22 protein-coding genes and 1 pseudogene are annotated in these 25,661 nt (G+C 67.2%); 9 read left to right on the forward strand and 14 right to left on the reverse strand.

Features of this window, described 5'->3' with window-relative positions:
* Positions 1-119: 119 nt before the first annotated feature.
* Positions 120-608, reverse strand: coding sequence for a nuclear transport factor 2 family protein (locus AVHM3334_RS01555; RefSeq protein ID WP_284409032.1), 489 nt, complete (start codon positions 606-608; stop codon positions 120-122).
* Between the two features lie 214 nt (positions 609-822).
* Positions 823-1,164 (reverse strand): HPF/RaiA family ribosome-associated protein, encoded by a 342-nt coding sequence (locus tag AVHM3334_RS01560; protein WP_284409034.1) that lies wholly within the window; start codon positions 1,162-1,164, stop codon positions 823-825.
* A gap of 219 nt (positions 1,165-1,383) precedes the next feature.
* Between AVHM3334_RS01560 and AVHM3334_RS01565 the strand changes: the two genes are divergently transcribed.
* The gene (locus tag AVHM3334_RS01565; protein ID WP_284409035.1) at positions 1,384-1,563 is read left to right on the forward strand and encodes a hypothetical protein; all 180 of its coding nucleotides are present in this window, start codon (positions 1,384-1,386) and stop codon (positions 1,561-1,563) included.
* A 49-nt stretch (positions 1,564-1,612) separates the two neighbouring features.
* Entirely contained in the window at positions 1,613-2,017 is a 405-nt protein-coding gene (locus AVHM3334_RS01570) for a TerB family tellurite resistance protein (RefSeq protein WP_284409037.1), read from the forward strand.
* A 111-nt stretch (positions 2,018-2,128) separates the two neighbouring features.
* Here the strand turns inward: AVHM3334_RS01570 and AVHM3334_RS01575 are convergent, their stop codons facing one another.
* Positions 2,129-3,025: a LysR substrate-binding domain-containing protein gene (locus AVHM3334_RS01575; protein ID WP_284409039.1), complete on the reverse strand. Its 897-nt coding sequence runs from the start codon at positions 3,023-3,025 to the stop codon at positions 2,129-2,131.
* Between the two features lie 107 nt (positions 3,026-3,132).
* Here AVHM3334_RS01575 and AVHM3334_RS01580 point away from each other — a divergent pair, with 107 nt between their 5' ends.
* The gene (locus tag AVHM3334_RS01580) at positions 3,133-3,549 is read left to right on the forward strand and encodes a hypothetical protein (protein ID WP_284409041.1); all 417 of its coding nucleotides are present in this window, start codon (positions 3,133-3,135) and stop codon (positions 3,547-3,549) included.
* A 69-nt stretch (positions 3,550-3,618) separates the two neighbouring features.
* On the opposite strand, the gene AVHM3334_RS01585 is transcribed toward AVHM3334_RS01580, so the two are convergent.
* The 5 genes from AVHM3334_RS01585 to AVHM3334_RS01605 form a co-directional block, all read right to left on the reverse strand.
* Positions 3,619-4,590, reverse strand: coding sequence for a TRAP transporter substrate-binding protein (locus AVHM3334_RS01585; RefSeq protein ID WP_502869830.1), 972 nt, complete (start codon positions 4,588-4,590; stop codon positions 3,619-3,621).
* A 250-nt stretch (positions 4,591-4,840) separates the two neighbouring features.
* A complete protein-coding gene (locus AVHM3334_RS01590) occupies positions 4,841-5,377 on the reverse strand; it encodes a hypothetical protein (RefSeq protein WP_284409043.1) in 537 nt (178 codons plus the stop codon).
* A gap of 187 nt (positions 5,378-5,564) precedes the next feature.
* Positions 5,565-5,912 (reverse strand): STY0301 family protein, encoded by a 348-nt coding sequence (locus tag AVHM3334_RS01595; protein ID WP_284409044.1) that lies wholly within the window; start codon positions 5,910-5,912, stop codon positions 5,565-5,567.
* Positions 5,899-6,336 (reverse strand): BPSL0067 family protein, encoded by a 438-nt coding sequence (locus AVHM3334_RS01600; protein ID WP_284409046.1) that lies wholly within the window; start codon positions 6,334-6,336, stop codon positions 5,899-5,901. Before AVHM3334_RS01600 ends, AVHM3334_RS01595 begins: the two co-directional genes overlap by 14 nt.
* Before the next feature lie 39 nt (positions 6,337-6,375).
* Entirely contained in the window at positions 6,376-12,363 is a 5,988-nt protein-coding gene (locus AVHM3334_RS01605; protein ID WP_284409048.1) for an alpha-2-macroglobulin family protein, read from the reverse strand.
* Positions 12,364-12,535: 172 nt separating this feature from the next.
* Between AVHM3334_RS01605 and AVHM3334_RS01610 the strand changes: the two are divergent.
* A pseudogene (locus AVHM3334_RS01610) lies at positions 12,536-13,657 on the forward strand (OpgC domain-containing protein); the annotation flags it as partial.
* A 119-nt stretch (positions 13,658-13,776) separates the two neighbouring features.
* Here AVHM3334_RS01610 and AVHM3334_RS01615 read toward each other — a convergent pair.
* Complete coding sequence (locus AVHM3334_RS01615; protein WP_502869828.1) at positions 13,777-14,640, reverse strand: SGNH/GDSL hydrolase family protein; 864 nt, start codon at positions 14,638-14,640, stop codon at positions 13,777-13,779.
* Between the two features lie 116 nt (positions 14,641-14,756).
* Between AVHM3334_RS01615 and AVHM3334_RS01620 the strand changes: the two genes are divergently transcribed.
* Entirely contained in the window at positions 14,757-16,097 is a 1,341-nt protein-coding gene (locus AVHM3334_RS01620) for a tetratricopeptide repeat protein (protein ID WP_284409053.1), read from the forward strand.
* Positions 16,098-16,204: 107 nt separating this feature from the next.
* Here the strand turns inward: AVHM3334_RS01620 and AVHM3334_RS01625 are convergent, their stop codons facing one another.
* The 3 genes from AVHM3334_RS01625 to argH form a co-directional block, all read right to left on the reverse strand.
* The gene (locus tag AVHM3334_RS01625) at positions 16,205-17,713 is read right to left on the reverse strand and encodes a rhomboid family protein (RefSeq protein WP_284409055.1); all 1,509 of its coding nucleotides are present in this window, start codon (positions 17,711-17,713) and stop codon (positions 16,205-16,207) included.
* Between the two features lie 83 nt (positions 17,714-17,796).
* Complete coding sequence (locus tag AVHM3334_RS01630) at positions 17,797-18,801, reverse strand: Bug family tripartite tricarboxylate transporter substrate binding protein (protein WP_284409057.1); 1,005 nt, start codon at positions 18,799-18,801, stop codon at positions 17,797-17,799.
* Positions 18,802-18,912: 111 nt separating this feature from the next.
* Positions 18,913-20,400, reverse strand: a complete 1,488-nt coding sequence (gene argH / locus AVHM3334_RS01635; RefSeq protein ID WP_284409058.1) for an argininosuccinate lyase — start codon at positions 20,398-20,400, stop codon at positions 18,913-18,915.
* A 50-nt stretch (positions 20,401-20,450) separates the two neighbouring features.
* On the opposite strand from argH, the gene AVHM3334_RS01640 reads away from it, so the two are divergent.
* Complete coding sequence (locus tag AVHM3334_RS01640; RefSeq protein ID WP_284409059.1) at positions 20,451-21,512, forward strand: sensor histidine kinase; 1,062 nt, start codon at positions 20,451-20,453, stop codon at positions 21,510-21,512.
* Positions 21,513-21,546: 34 nt separating this feature from the next.
* Entirely contained in the window at positions 21,547-22,293 is a 747-nt protein-coding gene (locus AVHM3334_RS01645) for a LytR/AlgR family response regulator transcription factor (protein ID WP_284409060.1), read from the forward strand.
* Positions 22,294-22,439: 146 nt separating this feature from the next.
* Here the strand turns inward: AVHM3334_RS01645 and AVHM3334_RS01650 are convergent, their stop codons facing one another.
* On the reverse strand, positions 22,440-23,273 hold the full coding sequence (locus AVHM3334_RS01650; protein WP_284409062.1) for a ZIP family metal transporter: 834 nt from the start codon (positions 23,271-23,273) through the stop codon (positions 22,440-22,442).
* Positions 23,274-23,409: 136 nt separating this feature from the next.
* Entirely contained in the window at positions 23,410-24,318 is a 909-nt protein-coding gene (locus AVHM3334_RS01655) for a dienelactone hydrolase family protein (RefSeq protein WP_284409064.1), read from the reverse strand.
* Between the two features lie 191 nt (positions 24,319-24,509).
* Here AVHM3334_RS01655 and AVHM3334_RS01660 point away from each other — a divergent pair, with 191 nt between their 5' ends.
* Complete coding sequence (locus AVHM3334_RS01660) at positions 24,510-25,061, forward strand: GbsR/MarR family transcriptional regulator (protein ID WP_284409067.1); 552 nt, start codon at positions 24,510-24,512, stop codon at positions 25,059-25,061.
* A gap of 65 nt (positions 25,062-25,126) precedes the next feature.
* Entirely contained in the window at positions 25,127-25,597 is a 471-nt protein-coding gene (locus AVHM3334_RS01665) for a thiol-disulfide oxidoreductase DCC family protein (protein WP_284409069.1), read from the forward strand.
* The last annotated feature ends 64 nt before the right edge of the window (positions 25,598-25,661 follow it).

The raw sequence follows: 25,661 nt of genomic DNA on the forward strand, positions 1-25,661 counted from the left end.
GCACAACGCCACTTCGCTCCGGCATTGGTCACGGAGCCAGCCGCTGGATTGATACGCGGCGGCGGTGCAGGCCACGCCCGGTGGCCTGCACCGCCGCCCGCTGGGCGCCGAGAACAGCGTCAGTTCTTGGTGGCCGCGTCCCAGTGTTCGGCGATCTTGCCGTTTTCGATGCGGAACATGTCGAACCAGGTGGTCGTGTATTTCTTGGTCGGGTCTTGCGGGTCCGTCATCTCGCGCACGAAGCTCAGGATCACCTTGTCGCCCTCCGCGGTGATGGCAACCAGCCGCGCCTTCACGCGTGGTTCGATCGGCTGGGGTGACACGAATTGCGAGAAAAATTCGATGAAGGCCGCACGGCCCGTCGCCACCGTGGGGTTGTGCTGAATGTAGTCTTCGGCCATGTATCTGGGTGCCAGATCCATGTGGCCCGCCTCGAACACCTCGCGCCAGAAGTCATAGACCAACCGCTTGTTCCAGGCCAGCCGCCAGTCATAGCTTTTGAGCAATTGCTCGTGGTCCGGCTGCTCCACCACGGGCACCTGTGCGTGGGCTGCCACCGGCAGGATGACCGCTATTGCAAGAACGCATTGCGCGAACAGTTTCTTCATGAAAACCCCTTTTTGAAATCGATGAACACCGGGCCAGTTATAGCGCTGGCCAACATCGATCGGGGAGGCGCATCGATCTTTATGGTGAGCCGATGTTTCAATCCTCAAATTTGCTCAACACACGGTAGAAACGGGCATTCGCGGGCTATAAGTCTGCCCGGCGCAGGCCACCGGGCCGGCGGCCCGGCAGCGTTGAATCCGCGACAGCAATGGGTCAGGACTCGATTTCGGGCAGGCGCTGGCGGGGCCTTCGGGGCGTGGCAGCGCGGCGCCAGGCGCGCAGCACATGGCGGGCCGCGCGAGCCAATGCACCATCGAGCGCCGCTCGCCAATCCTTGGCCACCGCCGACACCACCACCGGCCCCGCGCCCGCCATGCGCAACTCGATCTGGCATCGCTTGTCTATGCCGCCCCGAGGGCCATTCACATCGACCAGATGGATGTCGGCACGGGGCACCTGTTCGCTCAGCCGGCGCAACACGAATCGCACCCGGCGATCAACGGTTTCGCGCATCAAGGCAGCTTCGGGATGGCGGGATTTGAGAAAGATCTGCATCAACGTTCTCCTGGGTTGGAGCCTGCACCTTAGCCCGTGCCATCCGCATGGCACAGCAGGTTTTCTCTGCGCAGGGCATCTTGTAAAACCTGCTGCTTACGACACCGGCCGAAACGATGAAGGTTCGGCCGATACGATGCAGCACTCAGAAAAAAACTGCTTCTGATATTGCCAACGTGGCCGCACATTCGAGGCTCGACCACAAAAGGAATGCACCCCATGAAAACACTGTCTTCTCTTGCTGCGGCTCTGCTGGCTTCGCTGCGCGACAGCGCACGGCAGCTGCGGTGGACCGCGACGCAGGCCAGCCAGGCATTGCGTTCACCCGCCCTGGTGCCTGTGCGGATCGACTCCATGCGCCGCGAGCGGCCAGGGCGCCAATACCGGCATCGAGACTGAACCCGTCAATCAAACCCAGACGAACCCACACGCCAACGAAAGAAACAAGATGCGCAGCTACCCCACCAACAGCCCGGAAGCAGCGGCCCGGATCGTCGCCCTGCTGCTGATCTCGGACGGCCACGTGAGCCGCTCCGAAATGGAGGCCCTCGAAGGGCTGGATGTCGAACAGGGGCTCGGCCTGGCGCCCGGTGATTTCGCCGGTGTGCTGCACGCGCTCTGCGAAGACCTGCTGATGGGAGCGCGTGAGCGCCGCTTGCTGACCGGCAGCATCGACCAGGCAACCTTGTCGGCTCTGTTGGCAGAGGTGACCGACCCGCAGTTGCAGAACCGGGTGCTGCACTTCGCCGATACCGCCGCAACGGCAGACCGCCATGTGGCCGCGGCGGAGGCGTGGATCATGGCGTCGGCACTGAAGCAATGGCGGGCGGGCGACTTGCCGACGCAGCACTGAGGCGCCGCGCTGGCCAGCGTTGCTGACCGCGCCAGCCAGCAAAGACACGCAGGGCCATTGGCGCCCTTTGCGGTCGGCCAGGGGCATTGCGCCCCGCCCTGTCCCACGACGCTAAGCAGCGCTTCGACCCCCATGCGCCGAAGCCACCAGTTGCCGCACCAGCGGATGGTGCTGCCCTCGGCGCGACCAGATGGCATGCACCTCCTCGCTGATGTCAGGGCAGTCGCCCAGCAGGCGCAGGCCACGCACCAGGCCGACATCCTGCGCGCCCAATTGGCTGACGGGAAACACCCCGAGCCCGCGGGCCGCGAACACGGCGAGCAGCGCGCTGTCTTCGAACTCGCCCACGATCCGGGGGCGCACGCCGATGTCCTGGAACCAGTGGTCCAGCGTGGACCGCAAGGGAGAATGAAAAGTCGGCAGCAGCACGGGAAGCTCCTGCAGCGACTCCGGAAAACGGTCGCGCGCGGGCTTTCGGACGAGCGAAGCCGGGCCATACCACTGCAGCGGGGATCGTGCGATCCGTTCGCTGGTCAGGCGCTGGTTCGGGTTGCGCGGCGCGGCCTGCCCGGCCAGCACCACATCGAGTTGGTGCAGGGCCAACTCCGACAGCAGTTGGTCGAATTCGCCCTCGTGGCACACGAGGCGAAGGTGGGGCGTCGCCAGCACCGGCTCCAGCAAGGCATGCGCCGCCAACTTGGAGATGCCGTCGGACAGCCCCACCGTCAGCCGCGCCACCTTGGCATTGGCGGCCTCCCGCACTTCTTCGGCGATGCCCTGCCCCAACTGGAAAATCTCTTCCGCCCGTGCATACGCCGCCTGGCCTGCTTCGGTCAGCACCATGCCCCGCCCCGATGGCTTGAGCAGCTGGTGCCCCAGCGCCTTTTCCAGATCGCGCACCTGCGCGCTGATGGTCTGCACCGCCATCTCCAGACGATCCGCAGCACGGGCGAATCCACCCTCCTTCGTCACCATCCAGAAATAGTAGAGATGCCGATAGTTCAACATGCCATGTCCCGTTCGATAAAACCGAATACTAAGTTCGGCCCAACCTGGTGTCCATCAAGGGCTGCCTTGACCATACTGGACTGGTTATTTTTGAAAGGATGACTTCGATGTTCTACGCAATCAGTTGGTTTCTGTCGTTCATGGTGCTGGGCTTGTGGTCGCTGACCTGCTGGGGCCTGCATGCGTTGACGGTCTGGGCCGTGACCAGTGCAGGCACCATGACAAGCGGCGCTTCGGCCGCAGCCGCGAACGTGGCCCTGGTGCCCGAGTGGATCAGGGGCTGGATACCGCCGGACCTCGCCCGGGAGTTCGGCACCATGATCGCCTCCACCGGCCCGATCGTTCAGGGAGCGCTCGACGCCATGCCGGCACTGGCCGGAACCGCCACGGTGCTGGCCTGGGCCATCTGGGGGCTGGGCGCGCTGATCATCCTGGCGCTGGCCATCGGCGCCCATCTGTTGATCGCATTCTTCCAGCGCCGGCGCACCGAGTCTGGCCTGCCCCCTGCGGCGCCCGTCCGATAACGTGGCATCGCCGAATGCGGCGTTGATCGACCCGGCCCTGGCCGCCTTGCGCCCAGGGCCGGTGGTCGCTCACTGGTTGGAGATGATGGTGAGCAGATCGCCCCGCACTTCGGGGTTGTCCGTGTATTTCTTGTACAGCGGCGCCATGCGGCGCACATAGGGGGAGAAGTCGGACACGGTGAAGAACTGCACGCCTTCCTTCGCGACATTGGCCCGGGCCGAGACCACGCGCTTTTCCCACAGGCTGCGCATCAGCACCGCCGATGCCTTGCCCGCTTTTTGAAACGCTTGCTTGTCCTCCGCGCTCAGCTGGTTCCACAGCTTGGTGGACACGACCAGGGCCTCTGGCGAGATCATGTGCTGGTCCAGCAGCATGTACTTGGCGACCTTGTAGTGGCCGGTGGACTCGTATGAAACCAGGTTGCCTTCCGCGCAGTCGATGGTGCCGCTGCGGAAACCTTCCAGCACTTCCTTGTAGGGAAGCACGACGGGCGTGGCGCCCAGCAGCTTGACCATTTCGATGTAGGTGTCCGACTGCTGCACGCGCACCCGCTGCCCGTTGAGATCTTCGCGCCGCGCGACCGGCTTGTTGGCGCAGTAGAACGATCGGGAGCCGCCGTTGTACCAGCCCAGCACGACGAAGCCAGAGGCCTTCAGCTTCTCGGAAAGGCGGTCGCCCATGCTGCCATCGAGGTAGCGGAACATGTGCGGGGCGTCGGTGAAGAGAAAGGGCAGATTGAAGGCCTGCAGGCCCGGCGCAGCCTCGGCGAGCGGCCCCAGGTTGAACTCCGCCACGTCGATCTCGCCGGCCTTGAGCATGGTCACCGCCTTGGCCTGGTCGCCCAGCACGGCATCGGAAAACAGCTTGATGGCATAGCGGCCCTTGGTGGATGCCTCGACTTCGCTGATGAAGCTTTTCATGGCCTCGGTGACCGGATAGCCGTCCGGGTGGGTGTCCCAGGCCCGGAGCGGAGTCTGCGCCCACGAAGGGGCTGCCGCGCCCATCGCCATCACCACCGATGCAAGCACCGGACAAATCATCTTGCGCATCCGCTCTCCCCACAGTGTTTGAAAAATTCTGGTCCATCGCCCCTGCTCCGTGCGGTAAATGCCGCGCGGGTGCGGTGGCTTGGCCTGCGCATTCTCCGAGGGGTGCTCAACCGTAGCAAGTGCTTCGCGCAAGCGATGCGACGGCAAAACCACAGCACGCCGTCGGCCCCGATTGGCGGTCGGCACGGGATGTGATAGCCAGGACAGCATCCCCTCGCACGGAGGGTTAGCCCTGTTCGCGCTAGAAGGCGGCGGCATAGAGTTTCACTGCAAGCTCCAACTCTTTCGCTTTCGCGTCCATCGCTGCGAGCACTTCTTGCATGTTGCGCGATTTGCCGGCGTAGAACCAATCGATCGTGAAGCGAAGCGTCGAGCCCAGTTGTTTTTGATCGCCAATCATTGGAGGGAGACCCATCGAGCGAATTTGCATGGTCTCTCCCCCGCGCGATTGGTCCCGTACCCACCACGAAAGAAACTCCAGGGCCTTCAGTCCCGTCTCATTTCTTTCTATCCGAAAGTGGATGGAAAGAAGCTGTTCGTCTAAAAGCGCACCTTTGGAGCGGCGAAGCGCGGCGATCGGCAGGTCCGCAGATGCACCGGGCAGCGAAAAATCCGACACCTTCACGTCTGGAAGGTAGGTTTTTTCGATTTCGACCTGGGTGGTCCCCTTCACCGATGAGACGGCGGACACCAGCCGCGCGACCTCGGGCGGCATTCCTTGCGCTTGGCTGATACCGGTCATAACGATCAATGCCAATGTGGAAATGAGCTTTCGCATGAGTTCTTCATATCGTTCGACGGGACAAGTTCACTTCATCCGAACGGCGGCTCTCCAGGGATTTCTGGCTCGCTGAAACCGGCGATCTTTGCAGCCCATACCGATCGGCGCACCGCCGAACACTGAAGATTCGTCGTGCCCGCACGAGGCCGGCAAGCCGCTCCGATCACGACCTTCCATTCCGACTTCACTGGCAGTTCAGCGTCAGCGTTTTCTTCGCGTCGATGCGGTAGTCGCAGCGGTCCACCTTTTTCGCCATGGGCACATCGACCGTGCGCCCATCGGCGTAATGGCAGCGCACATTCACGGTGCGGCCTGCGGCATAAACGTACCCAACCTGCCAGTAACCCGAGCGCTCCTTTGCGCTGTCGGGCACCAAGGTAGCGAGGTCCTCGACCGGGCCGTCGAACACGTCCACTTGCCGCAGAGGCTGTGCCGGCTGCGCGGGGCACACCTCGGCCGCCTGAACGGGCAAGCCGCCGCAGCCAGCAGCAGCCGCCAACAAAAGCACCAGCAGGGGCTTAGTCGACGACATAGAACTTGTCTCCGTTGTTCGAGTTTCCATGGGCACCCCAGCGCAGCGTCCGGGGGCCGATGGCCTTGGGACTGGGCGGCGTGACGTATTGGTCATACACGCTGATGCCTGCCGGGCTTTGCCCCACGTAGATGGCGGCATGCCCGTGGTAGCTGCCGGCAGCGTTGAAGGTCGCGATGACGGTGCCGGGCACCAACTTGGTATTGCCCTTCACCGCCGCGCCCTTCTTCCAGGCGGAGGTGGACGGCAGGGTCGGGCACACGCGCTTGACGTAAGACACGCATTGGCCGCAAAGGTCCGTGCCTTGGGTGTCGTCGCCCGACGGAGCCGTTGCGAAAGGCTCCTGGGACGAGGACGGAGCGCAGGTCCACTTGCCGACGGGCGCATCCGTATTCTTCGCGTAATTGGCAGAGATGTAGGCCATGCAATCCGTTCGTGAAAGATAAAAAACGGCCTGCTGCGATCAACGCACAGCGGCTTCCACCTTTACCCGCGCGTTCGGCGTTTCGCCGAACATTTCGGGCGCGTACATGGCTTCCACGCGGCTCGGGGGCAACGCGAAGTCGCCCACGTTGTTCAGCCGCACGGTGTACTCCGCCTTGATCGTTCCCTTGGGCAGGTATTCGTAGTAGCTGCGGTAAGCCTCGAAGCTGCGCTCTTCGAACGCGGGCCAGCCGCTGCCTTCGCGCTTTTCGCCCTGGGTCGCGATTTCGGAGTCCCGGCCCAGGCCGCTGCCCAGGATGGTGGCTCCGCCCGGGATCGGGTCGGTCAGCGCGACCCACGTCATGTCGGCACTGGCGTTCACCTCCAGCGTCACGCGCAAGACGTCGCCGCGCGTGTACTTGCCGGGCACGGCCTGCTCCACCGGGGTGATGGTCTTCTTGATGGCGTAGCCGGCCGCGAACGGGGCCTTGAGCTGGATGGCAGCGACCGATTGCAGCGTGAGCCACGGCTTGCCCGTTCCCTGGTGGGTGACCGCCAGGTTTTCCTTGCCACCCGTGGACGACCAGGGCAGGAACATGCCGTTGTTCTTGAAGTTGCCCGGCGATGCCGGCGCGCCGAACCAGGTGGTCTGGTGCGCAGCGCCGGTGGCGTCGCTGGTCTTCACGCGTTCGACCTTCGCCCAGTCCACGCTGGCGTTGTTGCTGCCCATGGCGGCGCGTGTCGTGCCAGCGACGGGCGTGGCTTCGAACTTGGCGCTGAATTTCTCCAGCGCCAGGCCGCCCCAGAGGTTGGCCGTGGTGGTGTGCCAGGCGCCGTTTTGCTGGCGGCTGATGAAGCCGTTGGCCAGGCGGCCCATGTCGTCCTTCCAGGCCGGGTCGTCCATCACCGCGAGCATGAGGCGCGCGGTGTTGACGTCGCCGTTCTGCATCAGCCACCACCAGTAGTCGTCCCGCTCGGTGCTGAAGATGAGCTTGGTGCCCTGGTAGCTCAGCCGGGCCTTCAAGACCTGCGTGGCCTCGGCGAGGCGCTGGTCGCGCTGGGGCACGTCGTTCACGCGCTTGAGCACGTTGAGCCAGTCGATCACGGTGTGCGTAGGCCACTGGTTGGGCGCGATGGTGACGCTGCCCAGCATGCGGCCGGAGGCCTTGCCGTAGCGCGAGAGCGCCTCGATGGCGGCGATCTTGCGCATGTCCAGGTCCTTGCGCGGGCTCCAGAACTCGCGCTGGATGCGCCCCTCGACGAATGCGGTCAGGCCGCGCTCCATGGCCGCGCGGGCCTCGTCGGGCAAGGCGAAATCGGGGTACAGGCTGGAGGCCTCGTGCGCGGCCGACAGAAGGTACGCCGTGAGCGTGTCGCTGCCCCGGTTGGCGCTGCCCGCCTGGGGCGGAAAGTAGTTGGCCAACCCATCGCCGTCCAGGTAAGTGGGCAGTTGCGCCATCATGGTTTGCCAGAGCTTGCCGTCGCGCAGGCCCACCGACTTGCTGGTCTTTTGCTCCAGGCAGGCGAAGGGGTAGTTGGCGAACCAGTCGCGCACGCCCGGCAGGCCCTCGGCCAGCTTGGGCTGCAGCGACATCTTCAGCCCGCCGCGGCCCGGCAGCGCATCGGCCGGCGGGTTCACGTCGATGTTGAAGCTGCCGTCCACCTGCACCAGCGTGGCCTGCTGCACCGTGAGCGGCACGGCGGGAATGATCCGCTGGGTGGCCTTGAGCGCATCGCGCGCGCCGTTGGCGCCGGTCGTGTCGCGGGCCTCGATTTCCCAGAGGATGGCCTCGGTGCGGGTCTGTGCCAACTGGGCCGGCGCCGTCACGGTCCAGGCCACTTCGCGGGATTCGCCAGCGGGAATGTCCACGCTCTGCTTGTCCAGCTGCAGCAGGGTGGCGCGGGCGGCCACCTCGACCTTCATCGCAGCCTGCGTGGTGTTGCGCAGCGTGACCTGGGCGCGGAACTGGTCGTCCTCACGCACCAGCGGCGGCAGGCCGCTGATGATCTGCAGGTCCTGCGTGGCGCGGATGCTCGTGCTGCCGGTGCCGAACAGGCCCGTGCCGGCATCGGCCACCGCCACGATCTTGAACGTGGTGAGCGCATCGTTGAGCGGCACGGTCACCTTGGCCTGGCCGTTGGCGTCGAGCTGGATCGCGGGCTGCCACAGCAGCAGCGTCTCGAGCAGCTCACGCGCCTGGGCATGGCCGCCGCCGCCGCCCGCAGGCACGGCCTTGCGGCCATAGTGGCGCCGGCCGATGATTTCCATCTGCGCGGTGGAGGTCTGCACGCCCCAGGAGCGGCGCTGCAGCATGGCGTCGAGCAGGTTCCAGCTGGTGTTGGGCATCAGCTCCAGCAGGGCCTGGTCCACCGCCGCCAGCGCCACCTCGGCACCCGCAGCCGGCTTGCCGCCGGGCAGCGTCGCGGTGATGGTGACCTGCGCCTTGCCGCGCACCGGATAGCTTTCCTTGTCGGCCGTGACCTTCACCTGGATCTGGTGGGCCTGCGTGCCCACGCGGATCTCGGCCACGCCCAGGCGGTAGGCCGGCTTGGACAAGTCCACCATGGCCGTGGGCGCGACGTATTCCTTGCCCTCGTACCAGAAGGCGCTCCACCATTCGGTCGGCGCCTTGAAGCCCCAGGTGAAGAAGCTGTACCACGGCACTTCGCGCAGGCGCCCGCGCAGGGCGAGCACGCTCACGTAGACGTTGGGGCCCCAGCCCTCTTCGATCTTGACCTGCACGGTCGGGTCCTGGCCGTTGAGCTGCACCACGCGCATGTCGATGATGCCTTCGCGCTCCACGCTCACCAGGGCCGTGGCATGGCGGAACGGCATGCGGACCTGCAGCTTGGCGGTTTCGCCGGGCTGGTAGCTCTTCTTTTCAGGCAGCAGGTCGATGCGGTCGTGGTCTTCGCCGCCGAACCACAGTTCGCCCTGGCGCGTGACCCAGACGGACGACGCGGCATCGGCCGTATTGCCGTCCTTGTCGCGCGCCGTGGCCACCAGTTCGACCTCGCCCGCTTCTTCGAGCTTGGTTTCGCACAGCAGCAGGCCGCGCGAGTCGCTCTTGCCCGAACACACCGTGCCCAGGTCTTTCGTTTCGGTCTTGTTGTCGTAGCTGTAGAAGCCGCCCACCATGCGCTTGCGGCTGGTGGTGGTGATGCGGGCGATGGCCTGCACCTGCAGCGGAACGCCCTCCTGCGCCTTGCCGTCGATGCCCAGGGCCAGGGCCTGGAAGCGGATCTTCTGCGAGGCAGAGACCCAGCCTTCGGTCTTGATGCCGGCCACCACCGCAGCGGGCCAAAGGGTCTGCGTGCTGCGCAGGGTCTGCACTTCACCGCTCGGGTCGGCATAGGTCGCCTCCAGCAGCAGTTCCTGCGGCTGGCGAGCGAGGGGCACGTTGTCGATGGCGAGCTTGCCGGCGCCGTTCTTGTCGAGCGTCAGCGGCAGCTTGTCGGCGATCACCCGGGCGTCTTGTTCGGCGGCAGGCTCTTCGTCGTCACTGGCCGTCTGCGAGCCGGTGCGGCGCTGGCTGGGCGGCGTGAAGCTGAAAGCGTCGAAATCGCTCCACTGAGGGGCCTTGCCCCGCACGAGCGCCGACACCCGCACCGGCAGATTGGCGGCACCGCCGCCGGAGACATAGTTCACCTGCACATCGGTCGGCACCGAGCGCACGCGCACCAGCGGTTTCTTCTCTGCAGGCGTGATGCGGCCTTCCAGCACGGGCAGGCGGAACTCCTCCACGCGGAACTGGCCGGATTCGAAGCTGCTGCGGTCGTTCTCGCCGCCTTGCAACTGCACCTGATAGACGCCGAGCTTGGCGGCAGGCGGTACGGCAAAGGTGTTCTCGGCACTCAGGCCGCCAGTGGCGGTCTTGCGCCAGTTCAGGTCCTGGGTGTACTGCTGGCCACTGCCCACGTGGGTGATCACCAGCGTGTCGGGCTGCAGGTCGGGGATGCCGAAGCCCTTGCGGTTTTCGGTGCGGATCAGGTGCTTCATCGACACCGTTTCGCCAGCGCGCAGCAGCGTGCGGTCGAACACGGTGTGGGCGCGCTCGTCAGGGCGGGGCTCGGAGCTGGTGGGCAGATTGAAGCGCCAGGGCTCGATGCCGCGCTGCCAGTCGCTCCAGGTGAACGCCATGTCCTGCGAGCCATCCGCCCCCGGTGCACGCGCGCTGACGAAATATGCCTGGCTGCCACCGTAGTCGCCTTGGCAGACCGGTGGCTCGGGCGACAGCCCTTCGAACCGGGCCACGCCCTGCGCATCGGTCGTGGCCGTGGCCAGTTCGCGCCCGTTGCAGTCGGACACGCGCACCTTGGCGCCCGCCACCACCTGGCCCTTGTCCAGCGTGGTCACCCAGGCGGCGGAATTTTCGCGCCCGAGCTTGAAGTGCACGCCCAGGTTGGTCACCAGGGCCGAGGTACGCACGTACATGGTGCGGCCCTCGCCGTGGCGTTCATCCAGCAGCGACTTGCCCAGCAGCGGCGAGGCGATCTCGACCACATGGAAGCCGGTGGGCAGCGGAATGCCCACCACCTCGAACGGCCGCGGGTCGCTGTTGACCGGCTTGGGCAAATCCAGCGTCTTGACGCCGCCCTGCCCAGACAGCAGCGACACCATGCGCGACTGCACATAGTCGGCGCCTTCGTTTTCCAGCGATGCGGGCAGCGGGCCCTTCACATCGCGGCGCGCGTCCTTGCGGCTCACGAGATAGCCGTCGTAGCGGCGCACCTTCTGGAACCACGCAATGATTTCGGCATCGGTGCCGGGCTGCATCGTGCTGACCTTGGGCTGCGCGCCAGCAGCGCCAGCAGCGCCAGCAGCGCCGGCCTCCAGGCCCTGAACCTTGAGCGCCGCCTCCACGTTGCGCAGGGTCACCGGCAGCAGTGCGGGCTCCTTGGGGCCTTCGGCATAGCGCTCGACCACGCCGAACGGCGACGCTGCGAACTTGGCCAGGGGCGGCATCGCGCCCGTGCCCACCTTGAGCGGAAAGCTGTCGGCATTGCGCAGGGTGCGGCCGGAGGCGTCCTTGAAATCCTTGGGCAGCTGCACGGTGAACGCCGTCTGCGCGGTGAAGGGCGGATCGAAGCGCACCCCGTTCACCACCGTGTCTTCGTCGCCCTCGCCCTCGATGCGGGGCTTGAGCGTTTCCTTGTCGGACTTCAGCCGCACCGCTTCGGCCAGCTTGCGCGGCACGGGGGCGTTGAACGACAGGAACATGGGGCGGATCGGCAGGCAGGCCGACTGGGCGTTTTCGCGCTCGCAGCGGAAATCGGCCGAGAAGGGCTCGCGCACTTTGTACTCGTAGCGCTTTTCCACGGTGTTGGCCACGCCGCTGGGCGTGGCGACGCCTTTGCCGAACACGATCTGCACGCGCCCGCCGGAGGTGAGCCGCCGGTTGCAGGCCATCGTGACGAACTTCAGCGGCTCCTTGGCCGCAGCCTTGTCGAGCCCCTGCGAGGCCAGCAGCGCCTCGCGCTGGGGGCCTTCGATGAGGCGCACCGGGATGCGCTCGCCCACGCCGTCCGCCACGCACCAGGTGTTGGCCTGCAGGCTGGCCACCGTGGCCGGGCCATTGAGCTGCAGCATGAAGAACTGCTCTTCGTCGATGGACTGGTAGGTGCCGGGGCGGATGTTCTGCACATACGGACCGCCGCTATTGAATTGATAGCCTTTCGTGCCCGCCAGTTCTGCGCCAGAGGCCGATTTGAACCCTGCCTTGACCTGTGCCGTGCAACGCACGCCGGGCGGCAGGTCGCCCTTGAAGTCGTACACCCACTCGCGGTCGCTGGTCCAGCGGCCCGTGCCCTGGCCGGCTTCAGCATCCGCGCAGCTCACCGTGAGCGGGGCCGGTGCCTTGGGATCGCCGAAGTTGACCGCCGGGCCATCGAACTTGGCCACCGCCTGCCGGACGCGGGACACCTCGCCCTGGGGCGAGAAACTGATGATCGAAAGAGCGTGCGCCTGCGCAGCGGCACACATCACCGCGGCGAACGCCAGGGTGCGAAAGGAAATGGCTGTTGTCATGGGTTTGAACGGAATATGGACGGGCCCGGGTGGGCCGTCTTCCTCACGGACCGGCAGCGTAGCCCATCGGCGGGGCCGCAACCACCAGCGCAGTGACGCAGTTGTAAATGGACTACATGCCGCGCACCCATCCGTCCGGGAGAATGGCGGCACTTCCACCCCTGGCGCGCCCATGCCTCCCCCAAACTCCACCCGCCGCTGGGAAATCGACGCCGTCCGGGGCCTGATGCTGGCCCTGATGACCGTCACCCACCTTCCCACGCGCCTCACGCAGCCGCTCGGGCAGCCGTTCGGCTTCGTCTCGGCGGCCGAGGGCTTCGTGCTGCTGTCGGCTTACATGGCGAGCATGGTGTACGGCCGGCTGGCCTGGCGCAAGAGCGTGGCCGACATGCGCCAGGCGTTCTGGCGGCGGGCCCTCAAGATCTATGGCTGCCAGGCGGCCACGCTGCTGTTCCTGTTCACCGTGATCGCGTTCATCGGCATCCGCGTGGACGAGCCGGCCATCAAGGGAATGATGACCTTCTACCTGCTGCATCCGCTGCAGGCCTTGGTCGGGGGGCTTTTGCTGGTGTATGAGCCGCCGCTGCTCGACATCCTTCCGCTGTACGTGCTGTTCATGCTGGCCAGCCCGTGGATCATGACGTTCGCGCTGCGGCGCGGCTGGGCGCCGGTCATGGCGGGCAGCGTGCTGCTGTGGGTGCTGGCCCAGTTCGGCCTGTCGCGCTGGATCTATGACGCGTTCGCGGCGGTCGTGCCGATGCCCATTCCGTTCACCGAAACCGGCGCTTTCGTGATGTGGGGCTGGCAGTTTCTCTGGGTGCTGGGCCTGTGGATGGGCGCCAGCCGCAACGATCCCCAAGCCCCGCCGTTTCAGTTTCCGCGCTGGTCGGTGTGGGTGGCCTGCGCCATCGCCGTGGTGTGCATGGTGTGGCGGCATGCCATCGGGCAGGTGCCCTTCGGCGACGACCGGCCGGCGCTGAACCTGCTGTTCGACAAGTGGGCGCTGGGCCCGCTGCGGCTGATCGACCTGCTGGCGCTCACCTTGCTGGCGATCCGTTTCGGGCCGACCCTGGCCGCCAGGCTGCCCCGCCAGCGCTGGCTGGAGACGCTGGGCGCGGCCTCGCTGCCGGTGTTCTGCACCCATCTGGTGGTGGTGCTGCTCGCCCTCGTGTCCATGGGCGCCGATTACGAGCGGCCATGGCCGCAGGACATCGCGCTGCTGGCCGCCTGCTTCGCCACGCTGTATGCGGTGGCCCGGGTGACGCTGTGGATCGACAAGCCACCGGGTGACGACGGCCACCCGGTCCAGCCCTCGCCCACCGGCAAACCGCCGTCAGTGGGCCCCGGCATGAACGCCAGCCTGCCGCAGAGTCCGGCGGACCGCCAGACCATCACCGCAGCAATGCCTGCCAGTCAGCGTTCGGCGCCCACCCGCACCAGTGCGGCGCTGCCGATGCCCTTGCCTGCCGTGGCGGTGGCGATGGCGGTGGCAGGCGACGCAACGCCCGCTTCCAGCGTGGGCGCTGGCGTGACGAAGGCGCCGATCACCGTGCGCCAGAGGTCGTAGCCCGCGTCGTTCATGTGCAGGCGGTCAGGGCCGAAGAGCTCCGCCCGGGGCGTGCCAGAAGCGTCGAGCATGGCGGAGAAAACGTCGATGTAGTCGCTGTTGGGCACGGTGCGCACGTACTGCGACAACAGGGCGTTGGCCTCACGCATCTGCGGCATCAGCGACACGCGGGACGGGCTGGGCTTGATGGAGATGTAGCTGATGCGGGTGTCGGGCAGTTCCGCGCGCACGGTCTGCACGAAGGAACGGAAGCTCTCCAGGATCTGCTCGGGCGTGCGGCCTTCGGCCAGGTCGTTGTCTCCGGCATAGACCATGACGTGGCGCGGGCGGTACTGGAGCACCAGGTTCTTCACGAAATGGTTGCAGTCCGCCATGGTCGAGCCGCCGAAACCGCGGTTGATGACCACCGGCAGCTGGCGGAAGTCATCCGCCACATCGGTCCAGAAACGAATGGTGGAGCTGCCCACGAAGAGCACGCCACCCGCCTTCGGCAGACGTTCCTTGTCGGCGGCGGCGAAGGCTTCCATGCTGGACTGCCAGCGGGCGTAGGGAGAGGGCGCTGCCGCCAGGGCCGACGGCGCTAACGGATCGGCGGGCGGGAGCTTCAGCCCCGCCGCCGTGGCGGCGGGCGCCGCCTGCACCGCGAAACCGGCAGAGGCCAGAACCAGGGTCACGAGGGAACGCGTCGATAAGGCCCGGAGAGAATGCATAGGCGGCTCCAAAAAGGACTGCAGCGGCGTGTGAGCGATTTGTCTTGGCAGGCGTTCCCACCACATACAATTTTTACAAATTTACACCGGAATGCCCATCGGGCTTTCCCCTTGCCATGCCACCTGCCTATCTTGCACCCTCGGACCCCGTTCCGTTCTGGCGCCGCCTCAACCAATTTTTCGCTTTTCCGCTGCAGAGAAAGCCGCTGCTCTACGGCACGGTGCTGGCGCTGTGCAGTTTGCTCTACGGCCTCTTTTTCTTCCTGCCGGACTTTCTGGCGGTGCTGCTGGTGGAAATCGGCATTTTGCTGGCGGCATCGCGCTACGGGTTCAAGGTGGTGGCGATGGGATCGCGCGGACTGCAGCGGTCTGCGGATTTTCCCGAGGCGCTGGACGACGAGTGGAAGGCCCTGCCCTGGAAGCTGTTCGGCATCCTGGTGGTGCAAGGCATCGTGCTGGGGTGGCTGAACCGCGTCAGTTCGGGCTTGGCCGAGCTGGCATGGCTGGGAGTCAGCTTTCTGCTGCCCGCCACGCTGATCCTGCTGGTGCAGACCGGCAGCCTCTGGGCCTCGCTCAACCCGGCCGCCGCCTGGGGCGTGGTGCGGATCATCGGCTGGCCGTACGTGCTGCTGTGCTTTTTCCTGTTCCTGCTCAGCCAGGGGGCCGCCATCGCGCTGTCGGTGCTGGGCCCGATTTTCAAGGGCTGGATCCTGCTGCCGCTGGCCAACTGGCTGTTCATCTACTTCGGCTGGGTGATGTGCAGCCTGCTGGGGTATGCGATGTACCAGAACCACGAGGCTTTCGACATCGACCTGCTCCCCGGTGGCGGACTGGACGAGGACGCCCCGCCGGACCGGCGCACGCCCAGGCAGATCGCGCAGGAGGCCATGGATGCGCTGGTGGCCCAGCAGATCACCGACGGGGACTTGGCGGGCGCCCTGGCGACGGCCTATGAGGACCAGCGCGTGCACCCGGACGAACTGCCCGCCCAGCGCCGCTACCACCGTGTGCTGGCGCTGACCGACAAGACCGAAACGCTGCTCAGCCATGCCGAGCGCTTCATCCCGCTGCTGCTGAACCTGGGGCAGACGACCGAGGCGCTGAAGGTCTTCACCACCTGCCGCGAGCGCGATGCGCAGTTCGCCATCGAAGATGCCGGCCACGTCCTGTCGCTGGCCACCACCGCGTGGAACGGCGGCGACGCCCGGCAGGCCGTCGCGCTGCTGGGCGGATTCGACCGGCGCTTCAAGGGGCATGCGCTCGTGCCCAAGGCCTATGAGCTGGCGGCGCGGGTTCTGCTGCAGGGCTTGAACCGGCCCGACATGGCCCTCAAGGTGCTGGCCACCCTGCAGGCGCGGCACGCGGACAGCCCATCGACGCAAGAAGTGCAATGGCTGCTGCGCGCCCACTTGCCCCCGGCGCCTGCGCCCGCAGGCACGGCGCCTGCCGCACCCTGAAGCCGTGCAAGCCGCCTCGCTTCAAAAAGCATAGCTGCCAGCGCATGATTTCATTGGGTTTCAATGGTTTTTCGCCTTGAAGTGCAATGAATCCCACGGCATCTTGCTCACCTTTCAATAGCACTGGCTGACGCCAGCCCTTCCAGGCCCTCCAGTTGCCGCAGCGGCGCACTGCCCGGCGCCAGTTGCTGGAGTTGCGGCCGCCACGCCATGGCCTGATCGCGCCGTCCCGACTGCAGCAGCGCCGTCACGAGCATGCCCACCAGTTCGCCCAGCGCCGTGTGCTGGGGCGCGGTGCGGTGCAAGGCGGTGAGCAGCTTTTCGGCATCGCTCCAGTGGCCGCCCCGCACGAAGCGGCGGGCCAGCGCGGCCATGTCGTCGGGCACCAGGCGGGCGCTCGGCTTGGCGGTGTCCAGATAGGTGCGGTAGCTGGCGTGCTGAAAATCCAGCGTGGCCGCGTCCTGCGGGGACAGGCGGAAAATGCGGCGCGCGGCACGGTGGAAGTCGTCCCCGGAAGGCCACAGGCTGGCCGTCTTGAACCAGGCGCTCAGCACCGGCAGATCGTGCGGCCTCAACTGCGCCGCGGCCCGCCACTGCACCAGGGCCCGCTCGAACTGCATCGCCTTCGCCAGCTGCCGCGCCTGGGCCACATGGCCGTCGAACCCGTCGTCCGGCACGGCCGGCGCCTGGGCCTGCGGCACCGGGATGGCCTGGCGGCGCACCAGCCCGGCGCCGGCCATGAGCGCAGCGCCCGTCAGCAGCCCGCCCAGATGGGCCATGTAGGCCACGCCCTTGCCGCTGAGCCAATGCTGCAGCAGCTCGTTCGCGATCCACGCCGGCAGCAGCAGGATGGCGGGCGCGGTGACGTAGTTGAAGTAGAAGAACAGTTGGTAGAAGAACCGCACGCGCCGCAGCCGGTACAGCACCGCGTACATGCCCATCAGGGCCGACACCGCGCCCGAAGCCCCGAGGCCATAGGTCTCCTGCCCTGCATAGGCCCAGCCGGCCATCAGCGAACCGCCCAGCGCACCCAGCAGGTAGAAGGCCAGGTACAGCCCCCGGCCCAGCGCCAGCTCGACCGAGAAGCCGAAGAGAAACAGGAACACCATGTTGCCCAGCAGATGGCCGGTGCTTGCGTGCAGGAAGGCAGCGGTGATCCAGGTCACGGGCCTCGTCGGCGCGTCTTCCTTGTAGCTGTGCGCCCAGCGGCGGGTGAACGGCTCGGGCAACGTGGCGTCGTAGCGCGCCCGGGCAGCTTTCCAGTCGGCATGGACGGGCTCGTCCTTGCGCACCACCTGGTCGGCATGCAGCCGGGCCTGAAAGGCTTCTTCACGCTCCATCCACTGCAGCAGCGCATGCTGACGGCCCGATGCCAGCAGGCGCTGCGCCCGGCCGGCATCGCGGCGGCCGGAGTCTTCCAGCCACTGGACGAAGCGGGGCAGTTCGATGTCGGGCAGCGGGCTCGACAGGTATCCCTGCGCCGCGCGGTCGATGGCCTTGGCCTCCCACCGCTGGGGCCCCCAGAACACCAGCAGGTTGACCAGGATGAGCAGCACCGTGGCCCATGGCGGATTGCGCCACGACGGGCGCTGGTCCAGCGGAATGGCGTAGAACATGGCCGGGCGAGCGCCGATTCAGCCCTGGCCATGCCGGCGCGCGCGGCCCGGCGCGCGAAGGCGCCGCGAGAACGCGGGGGCGCTCACTGAGGCACGAAGCCGCTGCGCTGGATGATTCGCGTCCAGGCCTGCGTGTAGGCCTGCTGGCGCGCGCCCAGTTGCTGGGGCGACATCGGCGCCACGGTCAGGCCCATGGCGGTCAGCTGGCGGTTCACTTCCGGCTGGGCGATCACCTTGGCGAGCGCCTGCGAAAACCGCGTGACGAACGCGGCCGGCGTGCCGGTGGGCGCATAAAAGCCGTAGTACGGCAGGTCCTCGAAGCCCTTCAGCCCGAGTTCGTCGAACGTGGGCACGTCCGGCAACGCCGCCTGGCGCTGGGTGCCGAGCACGGCCACCACGCGCACCTTGCCGCCCTTGTGGTTTTCGATGAAGTCCTGCACCGATCCCACGCCGGCCGGAATCTGGTTGCCCAGCATGTCGGCGATCATCGGCGCGCTGCCGCGGTAGGGAGCGGCCACCAGGTCGATGCGGTACTTCTCGCCGATGAGCTTCACCAGAAACTCGGGTGTGGAGGCCGGCGCCGGAATGCCCACCGCGCCCTTGCCGCCACCCTGCGTCGCGATCCAGTGCACATAGTCGTTGAACGACTTGGCCGGCGACGCGCCGGACACGGCGAAGGCGTTCACGAAGGTCGCCACGCCGCCGACCGGAATGAAGTCGGTCACCGGGTCATAGCCCGGGTGCTTCACCACCTGCGGCAGGATCGAGATGGTGTGGTCGTGCGACAGGAACACGGTGTGCCCGTCCGCCGGGGCGGCCTTGAGCGCCTGGGCAGCGATCTGCCCGCCCGCGCCGGGGCGGTTGTCCACCACCACCGGCGTGCCCAGCTCGTCCTTGAGCTTTTCGGCCAGCAGCCGCGCGATCGCGTCGGTGCCGCCGCCGGGCGGAAACCCCACCAGAACGCGGATCGGCTGCCCGCTGGCAGGCGCCTGGGCCGAGGCCAGGGCGGCAACGCCCGCCGCACCGGCCAGAACGGCGGCGCGGGCGGTTTGCACGAGCCAGTGGCGGCGCGAAGAAGAACGGTGCATGAGCGGCTCCATGAAGTGTGCGAAACGGTTGAGCAGAATGCGGGCCAGCGCTTGGGATGCGGGGAGCCTGGGCAACGTGGGCAACGTGGGCGATGCGGATGACCGGGGCGATCAGGCCAGCCGGCTGCGGTGGCGCGCCAGCTGCGCGCGCACCTGGGCAGGCGCCGTACCGCCCAGCGTGTTGCGGGCATTGAGCGAGCCGCGCAGGCTCAGGGCGTCGAACACGTCCTTCTCGATCTGCGGGTGGAAGCCTTGCAGCACGGCCAGGGGCAGCTCCGACAGGTCCACGTTGTGCGACACGGCGGCTTTGACCGCATGGGCGACCGTTTCATGCGCATCGCGAAAGGGCAGGCCCTTCTTGACCAGGTAGTCGGCCAGGTCGGTCGCGGTGGCGTAGCCCTTGAGCGCGGCCTGCTCCATGGCGGGCGCGTTGACGGTGATGCCGCCCTCCTTCTTGCCCGTGGCGGGGTTGAGCTGGCCGCCGACCATTTCGGCAAAGATGCGCAGCGTGTCCTTGAGCGTATCCACCGTGTCGAACAGCGGCTCCTTGTCTTCCTGGTTGTCCTTGTTGTAGGCCAGGGGCTGGCCCTTCATGAGGGTGATCAGGCCCATCAGGTGGCCGACCACGCGGCCGGTCTTGCCGCGCGCCAGTTCCGGCACGTCGGGGTTCTTCTTCTGCGGCATGATCGACGAGCCGGTCGTGAAGCGGTCGGCGATGCGGATGAAGCCGAAGTTCTGGCTCATCCAGATGATGAGCTCTTCCGACAGGCGGCTCACGTGCACCATGCACACGCTGGCGGCGGCCGTGAATTCGATGGCGAAGTCGCGGTCGCTCACCGCGTCCAGGCTGTTCTGGCACACCGCGGGGTTGCCGTTCGCATCCACCATGCCCAGCGTTTTCGCCACGCGTTCACGGTCCAGCGGGTAGGTCGTGCCGGCCAGTGCGGCGCTGCCCAGGGGCAGCACGTTGACGCGCCGGCGCACATCGGCCATGCGGTCGGCGTCGCGCGCGAACATCTCTACATAAGCCAGCATGTGGTGGCCGAAGCTCACCGGCTGGGCCACCTGCAGGTGGGTGAAGCCGGGCAGGATCACCTCCACGTTCTGCTCGGCCACATCGACCAGCGACACCTGGAGTTCTTTCAGCAGATCGGCGATCAGGTCGATCTCGCTGCGCAGCCACAGGCGCACGTCGGTGGCGACCTGGTCGTTTCGGCTGCGGCCCGTGTGCAGGCGCTTGCCGGCATCGCCCACCAGCTGGGTCAGGCGTGCCTCGATGTTCAGGTGCACGTCTTCGAGGTCGAGCTTCCACTCGAAGGCGCCGGACTCGATCTCTTGCTGGATCTGCCCCATGCCGCGCTGGATGGAGGCATGGTCTTCACCGCTGACGATCCCCTGCGCGGCCAGCATGTCGGCGTGCGCCAGGCTGCCCGCGATGTCCGCCTGCCACAGGCGCTTGTCGAAAAACACGCTCGACGTGTAGCGCTTGACCAGGTCGCTCATGGGCTCGGAAAACAGCGCCGACCAGGCCTGGGCCTTGGTGTCGAGCTGGTTGTGGGAGGGGGCGGACGCTGGGCTGGAGGCGGGGCTGGTGGACATGGAGGGCAATAATCCGATGGTTCAGACACCCGGAACACCCGGATGCCGCAATGCAAGAGACGCAAATTTTATCGACCCGGCCGCAGCCCCTCTCCGATGACCCCCGCCAGCCCCTCGGCCGGCGGGTGCTGGTGTTCGACGCCTGCCATGTCGGCGTGATCCTGCGCGCGGTGCTTTTCGTGGAGGCGGTGCTCGGCGTGGGCGCGCTCTTCAACGCCGCCACGCCGCTGGAATGGATCTCGCGGCTGTCGCTGCTGACCGGCGGCGCCCTGCCCGCCACGCTGGCCTGGCTGGTCACCGCCTGCAGCCTGAAGACCGTGCTGCAGCGCCTGCCGGTGGCGCTGCAATACGCGGCGGGCGTGGCGCTAGGCACGCTGTCCGGGCTGTATGCCTGCGGCATGCTCGCGCTGGTGGGCGCGACCGCCGAGCCGCCCTGGATTGCCAGCGGCGCCAGCGGCGCCCTGCTGTCGGCGGCACTGGTGGCGGCCCTGGTGCTGCGCGCACGCGCCCGCACCCCGGCAGCCACCACGGCACGGCTGTCCGAGCTGCAATCGCGCATTCGGCCGCATTTTCTGTTCAACACGCTCAACAGCGCCATCGCGCTGGTGCGGGCCGAGCCGGCCAAGGCCGAGGCGCTGCTGGAAGACCTGAGCGACCTGTTCCGCCACGCACTGATGGACCAGGGCGAGTCGGCCACGCTGGGCGAGGAGATCACCCTGGCGCGCCGCTACCTGGACATCGAGCAGGTGCGCTTCGAAGAGCGGCTGCGCGTGCAGTGGTCGCTGGACGCCCGCGCCGACGGCGCCCGCCTGCCCCCGCTGCTGCTGCAGCCGCTGGTGGAAAACGCGGTCAAGCATGGCGTGGAGCCCAGCCCGCAAGGCGGGAAGGTGCGCATCGTGACCGAACTGCGCGGCAGCCGCGTGATCGTGGTCATCACCAACACCGTGCCCGCCGTGCCCCAGCGCGACAAGGGCCGGCCGCGCGGCCATGGCATCGCGCTGGCCAACGTGCGCGACCGCCTGCGCCTGCTGCACGACGTGCAGTGCGAGTTCAGCGCCGGCATGCAAAATGGCCGCTACCAGGTGCGCATTTCGCTGCCTGCACGGTCGTGAACGCTCTTGTCGCCCTTGCCCACGCACATCCTCCATGCACATCCTGATCGTTGACGACGAAGCCCTGGCCCGCAGCCGCCTGCGCACGCTGCTGGGCGATTGCGACGCGCGGCACACCTGCGCCGAAGCGGCGAACGCCGCCGATGCCCTGGCGCAGATGCAGCCCGCCGGCGGCAGGGCGTTCGACGCCGTGCTGCTGGACATCCACATGCCCGGGCAGGACGGCCTGGCGCTGGCGCATGCGATGCGCGCCCTGCCCTTGGCGCCCGCCATCGTGTTCGTGACCGCGCACGCGGACCACGCCGTGAGCGCGTTCGAGCTGGACGCGGTGGACTACCTCACCAAACCCGTGCGGCGCGAACGGCTGGAACAGGCCCTGGCCAAGGCCCGGCGCGCCACGCAGCAGGGCGCACCGCCGCCCGCGGCCGCCGCGCTGCCCGAAGGCGAAGCCCTGGTGATCCAGGACCGGGGCCGCACCGAGCGCGTGCCGCTGTCCGAGGTGCTGTACCTCAAGGCCGAGCAGAAATACCTGACCGTGCGCACCGCCGTGCGCAGCTACATCCTGGACGGATCGCTGAACGAACTGGAGGCGCGCCATGGCGATCGCTTCCTGCGCATCCACCGCAACGCGCTGGTGGCACGCCGCGCCGTGCGCGCGCTGGAAAAGCACTACGACCCCGAGGAAGGCGAAGGCTGGGCCGTGCGGCTGCACGGACTGACCGAACTGCTGGCGGTCTCGCGCCGCCAGGTCACTGCCGTGCGGGAAGAACTGGCCCGCTGAGTTATGGTGTTTTTGGCCTTCAGCGCAATAAACACGCCGGCAACCAGCTATCAATAACATAGCAAACGAACGGCCAGCAGCATGGCACCGCCGCAGCGTGCCCCGGCCAGGCAGCGCCGGCCCTGCCGCCGCATCCCGCCGCTCGATCAGTGCGCGTGGGCCATGCCGCTCACCAGCGTGACCACGGCCATGCCCGCCACCAGCCAGGCGATCTGCGCCACGGTCTGGCGTGCGCTCAGGCGCTTTTGCAGTTGGGGAATCAGGTCGGCCAGCGCCACGTACACGAAGCTGCTGGAGGCGATGGCCAGAAAGTACGGCAGCCACTCTTGCAGCTCGCCCACCAGAAAGTAGCCCACCACGCCGCCGAGGGCGGTCACCGCGCCGGCCAGGGACACCTTCACCAGGGCCATGCGGCGGTTGGCGCTGGACTGGCGCAGCACCACCAGGTCGCCCATGTGGTGCGGCACCTCGTGGGCCAGCACGGACAGCGCCGCCACCAGGCCCAGCCGCAGGTCGGCCATGAAGGCGGAGGCGATCAGGATGCCATCGCCGAAACAATGCACGCTGTCGCCGGTGAGCAGCGCCCAGCCGCCGCCGCGCCGCCCGGGGCCGTCATCGTCGCCATGGACGTGGCCATGGGAATGGCCGTGCCCATGACCGTGGCCGTGGCCGTGGCCGTGATCGTGGGAATGCTCGTGCCCGTGATGCCACAGCTCGGCCTTGTCCAGCAGGAAGAAGAACACCAGCCCCACCAGCAGCGTGGCGAACAGGTCGTGCGCGCCGGCCTGGCTCTCGAAGGCCTCGGGCAGCAGATGCATGAACGCCGTGGCCAGCAGCGCGCCAGCCGCCAGGCTGAGCAGATGCTGCGGCCCCACGCCATACCGGCCATCGCCCAGGCCCGCGCGCATGAACAGGGCGGCCACCCACACGCTGCCGATGCCCGCCGCCAGCGTGGCCAGGATGATTGCTGCCAAGGTCATGGTGTCTCGCGCTTTCCCTAGGGCCTCTCGGCCTTGTCAAATCGATGCCGGTGCAGCGCGCAGGGCGCGCAAAAAAAGCCCCGAAGGGCTTAGGAACAGGCTCACCGCCGGGGGGACGCCCGCGCAGGCTTGGAACTCAAGCCACGCCGTGGGTCTTGAACCACGCCAGCGCCCGCTTCCAGCCGTCTTCGGCGGCTTCCTTGCGGAAGCTGGGCCGGTAGTCGGCATGGAAGGCGTGGGGTGCGTCGGGGTACACGACGAACTGCGACGCCTTGGCGGCGGGGGAGCCGGTCTGGAGAGCCGCTTTCATCTTATCAATCGTGTCAAGGGGGATGCCGCTGTCTTTCTCGCCATACAGGCCGAGCACCGGCGCCTTGAGGATGGGGGCGATGTCCACGGGGTGCTTGGGGGTCAGTTCGCTGGACTGGCCCACCAGCCGGCCGTACCAGGCCACGCCTGCCTTGACGGGGCCATGGGCGGCATACAGCCAGGTGATGCGGCCGCCCCAGCAAAAGCCGGTGATGCCGACCTTCTTCAGGTCGCCGCCGTTTTCGCCGGCCCATTTCACGGTGCCGTCCAGATCGGCCAGCACCTGCGCATCGGGCACCTTGGACACCAGCTCGCTCATGAGCTTGGCGGCTTCGGTGTACTGCAGCGGATCGCCCTGGCGGGCATAGAGCTCGGGCGCAATGGCCAGGTAGCCGGCCTTGGCGAAGCGGCGGCAGGTGTCGGCGATGTACTCGTGCACGCCGAAAATCTCCTGGATCACCAGCACCACCGGCAGGTCGGTCTTGCCCGCTGGCGCGGCGCGGTAGGCCGGCACCTTGAAACCGTTCACTTCGATGCTCACCTTGCCGGCCGTCAGACCGTCCGCAGGGGTCTGGATGGCCGTTTGCGCCATCACGGGCATGGCTGCGGCGGCGTAGCCCACCCCGAAGCCGGCACCCAGGGCCACGCGCATCGCGGTTCGGCGGGTCGCGCCCGCTTCGGTGCTCTGGCCCGGCAAGAGGGCATCGAAATCGGTCTTGAGGTCGTCACGCAGCATGGTCTGGCTCCTGGTTGGGTGAAGGGATCGGCAGCGCAGGAGTCTAGGGCCTGCAGCCTCTGACGGCATGCCCCGCAGAGGCACGCGGGATTCCGAAGCCATCGCACTTGGCGCGGCATGGCATCTCCACCGCATCAACCCGCCTTTTATTTCTGTCTTGACAGAAATAAAAGAAAGCCTAGACTGCGCCCATGCAACTCACCGACATCGCCCAACGTTTCGTGGTCCATTGGGGAGAGATGGGCACCGCCTGGGGCGTGAACCGCACCGTGGCCCAGATCCACGCGCTGCTCTTCTTTCATGGCCGCCCCTTGCACGCGGAAGAGATCTGCGAAACCCTGGGCGTGGCCCGTTCCAATGCCAGCAACAGCCTGAAAGAGCTGCTCAACTGGAACCTGATCCGCACCACGCACGTGCTGGGCGACCGGCGCGACTATTTCGAAACTTCCACTGACGTGTGGGAGCTGTTTCGCACCGTGGTGCGCGAACGCAAGGAGCGCGAATTCGACCCCACCGTGCGCATGCTGCGCGAGCTGGTGGCCCGCCCCGACTTCGCCGGCGAAACCGCCGACGCACAGGACCGCGTGCGCGAAACGCTGCACCTCATGGATTCGCTGGGCGTGTGGGCCGACGAAATGCTGCGGCTTTCCCCATCGACCCTGGACAAGGTGCTGCGCCTGGGGGCCAGCGTGCAGAAGTTCGTGCGGGGCGGCGAGGCGGGCAAGGCGCCCTCCCCGCCTTGACGCCTCATGCGGTTTTTTTTGCCAGATTATTTCTGTTTTGAATGAAATTTCGGAAGGATTGAAAGATGAGTTCCGCAGCCCCCCTCGACCCGGCCGTTTATCCCCTGACCCTGTACTTCGATTCCCGCTGCCGCCTGTGCGCCGCCGAGATGGGCAACCTGATGGTGCGCAACACGGCCGGCCTGCTGCGCTTCGCCGACGTCTGGGCGCCCGACTTCGAAGGCCCTCCCGCCGGTACGAGCCAGGAAGAGCTTCTGACCCTCATCCATGCGCGCCGCGCCGACGGCGGCCTGCTGCGGGGCGTGGCGGTGTTCCGCGCGGCTTACGAAGCGGTCGGCCTGGGCTGGGTCACCGCCGCCACGCGCTGGCCCGTGATCGGCCCGCTGGCCGACAAGGTCTACCCGGTGCTGGCCCGCAACCGCTACCGGCTGCCCCAGTGGCTGGTGCAGGGCCTGTTCGAACGCGCGAGCGGCGCCGCGGCCCGGCGCGCGGCGGCCCGCCACTGCAAGCCCGGCGACGACCAATGCCGGCTCTGAGGCGCAGCAGCCCTCCGCGAACCGCGCAGCCGTCTGCCCTTCTTTCATTCTTTCAAAGGCCCAT

It is taken from the genome of Acidovorax sp. SUPP3334, assembly GCF_030159055.1.
Taxonomy (GTDB): domain Bacteria; phylum Pseudomonadota; class Gammaproteobacteria; order Burkholderiales; family Burkholderiaceae_C; genus Paracidovorax.

Coding starts and splice junctions, on each gene's coding strand:
- AVHM3334_RS01555 (WP_284409032.1), bottom strand. CDS start 608: ATGAAGAAACTGTTCGCGCAATGCGTTCTTGCAATAGCGGTCATCCTG.
- AVHM3334_RS01560 (WP_284409034.1), bottom strand. CDS start 1,164: ATGCAGATCTTTCTCAAATCCCGCCATCCCGAAGCTGCCTTGATGCGC.
- AVHM3334_RS01565 (WP_284409035.1), top strand. CDS start 1,384: ATGAAAACACTGTCTTCTCTTGCTGCGGCTCTGCTGGCTTCGCTGCGC.
- AVHM3334_RS01570 (WP_284409037.1), top strand. CDS start 1,613: ATGCGCAGCTACCCCACCAACAGCCCGGAAGCAGCGGCCCGGATCGTC.
- AVHM3334_RS01575 (WP_284409039.1), bottom strand. CDS start 3,025: ATGTTGAACTATCGGCATCTCTACTATTTCTGGATGGTGACGAAGGAG.
- AVHM3334_RS01580 (WP_284409041.1), top strand. CDS start 3,133: ATGTTCTACGCAATCAGTTGGTTTCTGTCGTTCATGGTGCTGGGCTTG.
- AVHM3334_RS01585 (WP_502869830.1), bottom strand. CDS start 4,590: ATGATTTGTCCGGTGCTTGCATCGGTGGTGATGGCGATGGGCGCGGCA.
- AVHM3334_RS01590 (WP_284409043.1), bottom strand. CDS start 5,377: ATGCGAAAGCTCATTTCCACATTGGCATTGATCGTTATGACCGGTATC.
- AVHM3334_RS01595 (WP_284409044.1), bottom strand. CDS start 5,912: ATGTCGTCGACTAAGCCCCTGCTGGTGCTTTTGTTGGCGGCTGCTGCT.
- AVHM3334_RS01600 (WP_284409046.1), bottom strand. CDS start 6,336: ATGGCCTACATCTCTGCCAATTACGCGAAGAATACGGATGCGCCCGTC.
- AVHM3334_RS01605 (WP_284409048.1), bottom strand. CDS start 12,363: ATGACAACAGCCATTTCCTTTCGCACCCTGGCGTTCGCCGCGGTGATG.
- AVHM3334_RS01615 (WP_502869828.1), bottom strand. CDS start 14,640: ATGCATTCTCTCCGGGCCTTATCGACGCGTTCCCTCGTGACCCTGGTT.
- AVHM3334_RS01620 (WP_284409053.1), top strand. CDS start 14,757: ATGCCACCTGCCTATCTTGCACCCTCGGACCCCGTTCCGTTCTGGCGC.
- AVHM3334_RS01625 (WP_284409055.1), bottom strand. CDS start 17,713: ATGTTCTACGCCATTCCGCTGGACCAGCGCCCGTCGTGGCGCAATCCG.
- AVHM3334_RS01630 (WP_284409057.1), bottom strand. CDS start 18,801: ATGCACCGTTCTTCTTCGCGCCGCCACTGGCTCGTGCAAACCGCCCGC.
- argH (WP_284409058.1), bottom strand. CDS start 20,400: ATGTCCACCAGCCCCGCCTCCAGCCCAGCGTCCGCCCCCTCCCACAAC.
- AVHM3334_RS01640 (WP_284409059.1), top strand. CDS start 20,451: ATGCAAGAGACGCAAATTTTATCGACCCGGCCGCAGCCCCTCTCCGAT.
- AVHM3334_RS01645 (WP_284409060.1), top strand. CDS start 21,547: ATGCACATCCTGATCGTTGACGACGAAGCCCTGGCCCGCAGCCGCCTG.
- AVHM3334_RS01650 (WP_284409062.1), bottom strand. CDS start 23,273: ATGACCTTGGCAGCAATCATCCTGGCCACGCTGGCGGCGGGCATCGGC.
- AVHM3334_RS01655 (WP_284409064.1), bottom strand. CDS start 24,318: ATGCTGCGTGACGACCTCAAGACCGATTTCGATGCCCTCTTGCCGGGC.
- AVHM3334_RS01660 (WP_284409067.1), top strand. CDS start 24,510: ATGCAACTCACCGACATCGCCCAACGTTTCGTGGTCCATTGGGGAGAG.
- AVHM3334_RS01665 (WP_284409069.1), top strand. CDS start 25,127: ATGAGTTCCGCAGCCCCCCTCGACCCGGCCGTTTATCCCCTGACCCTG.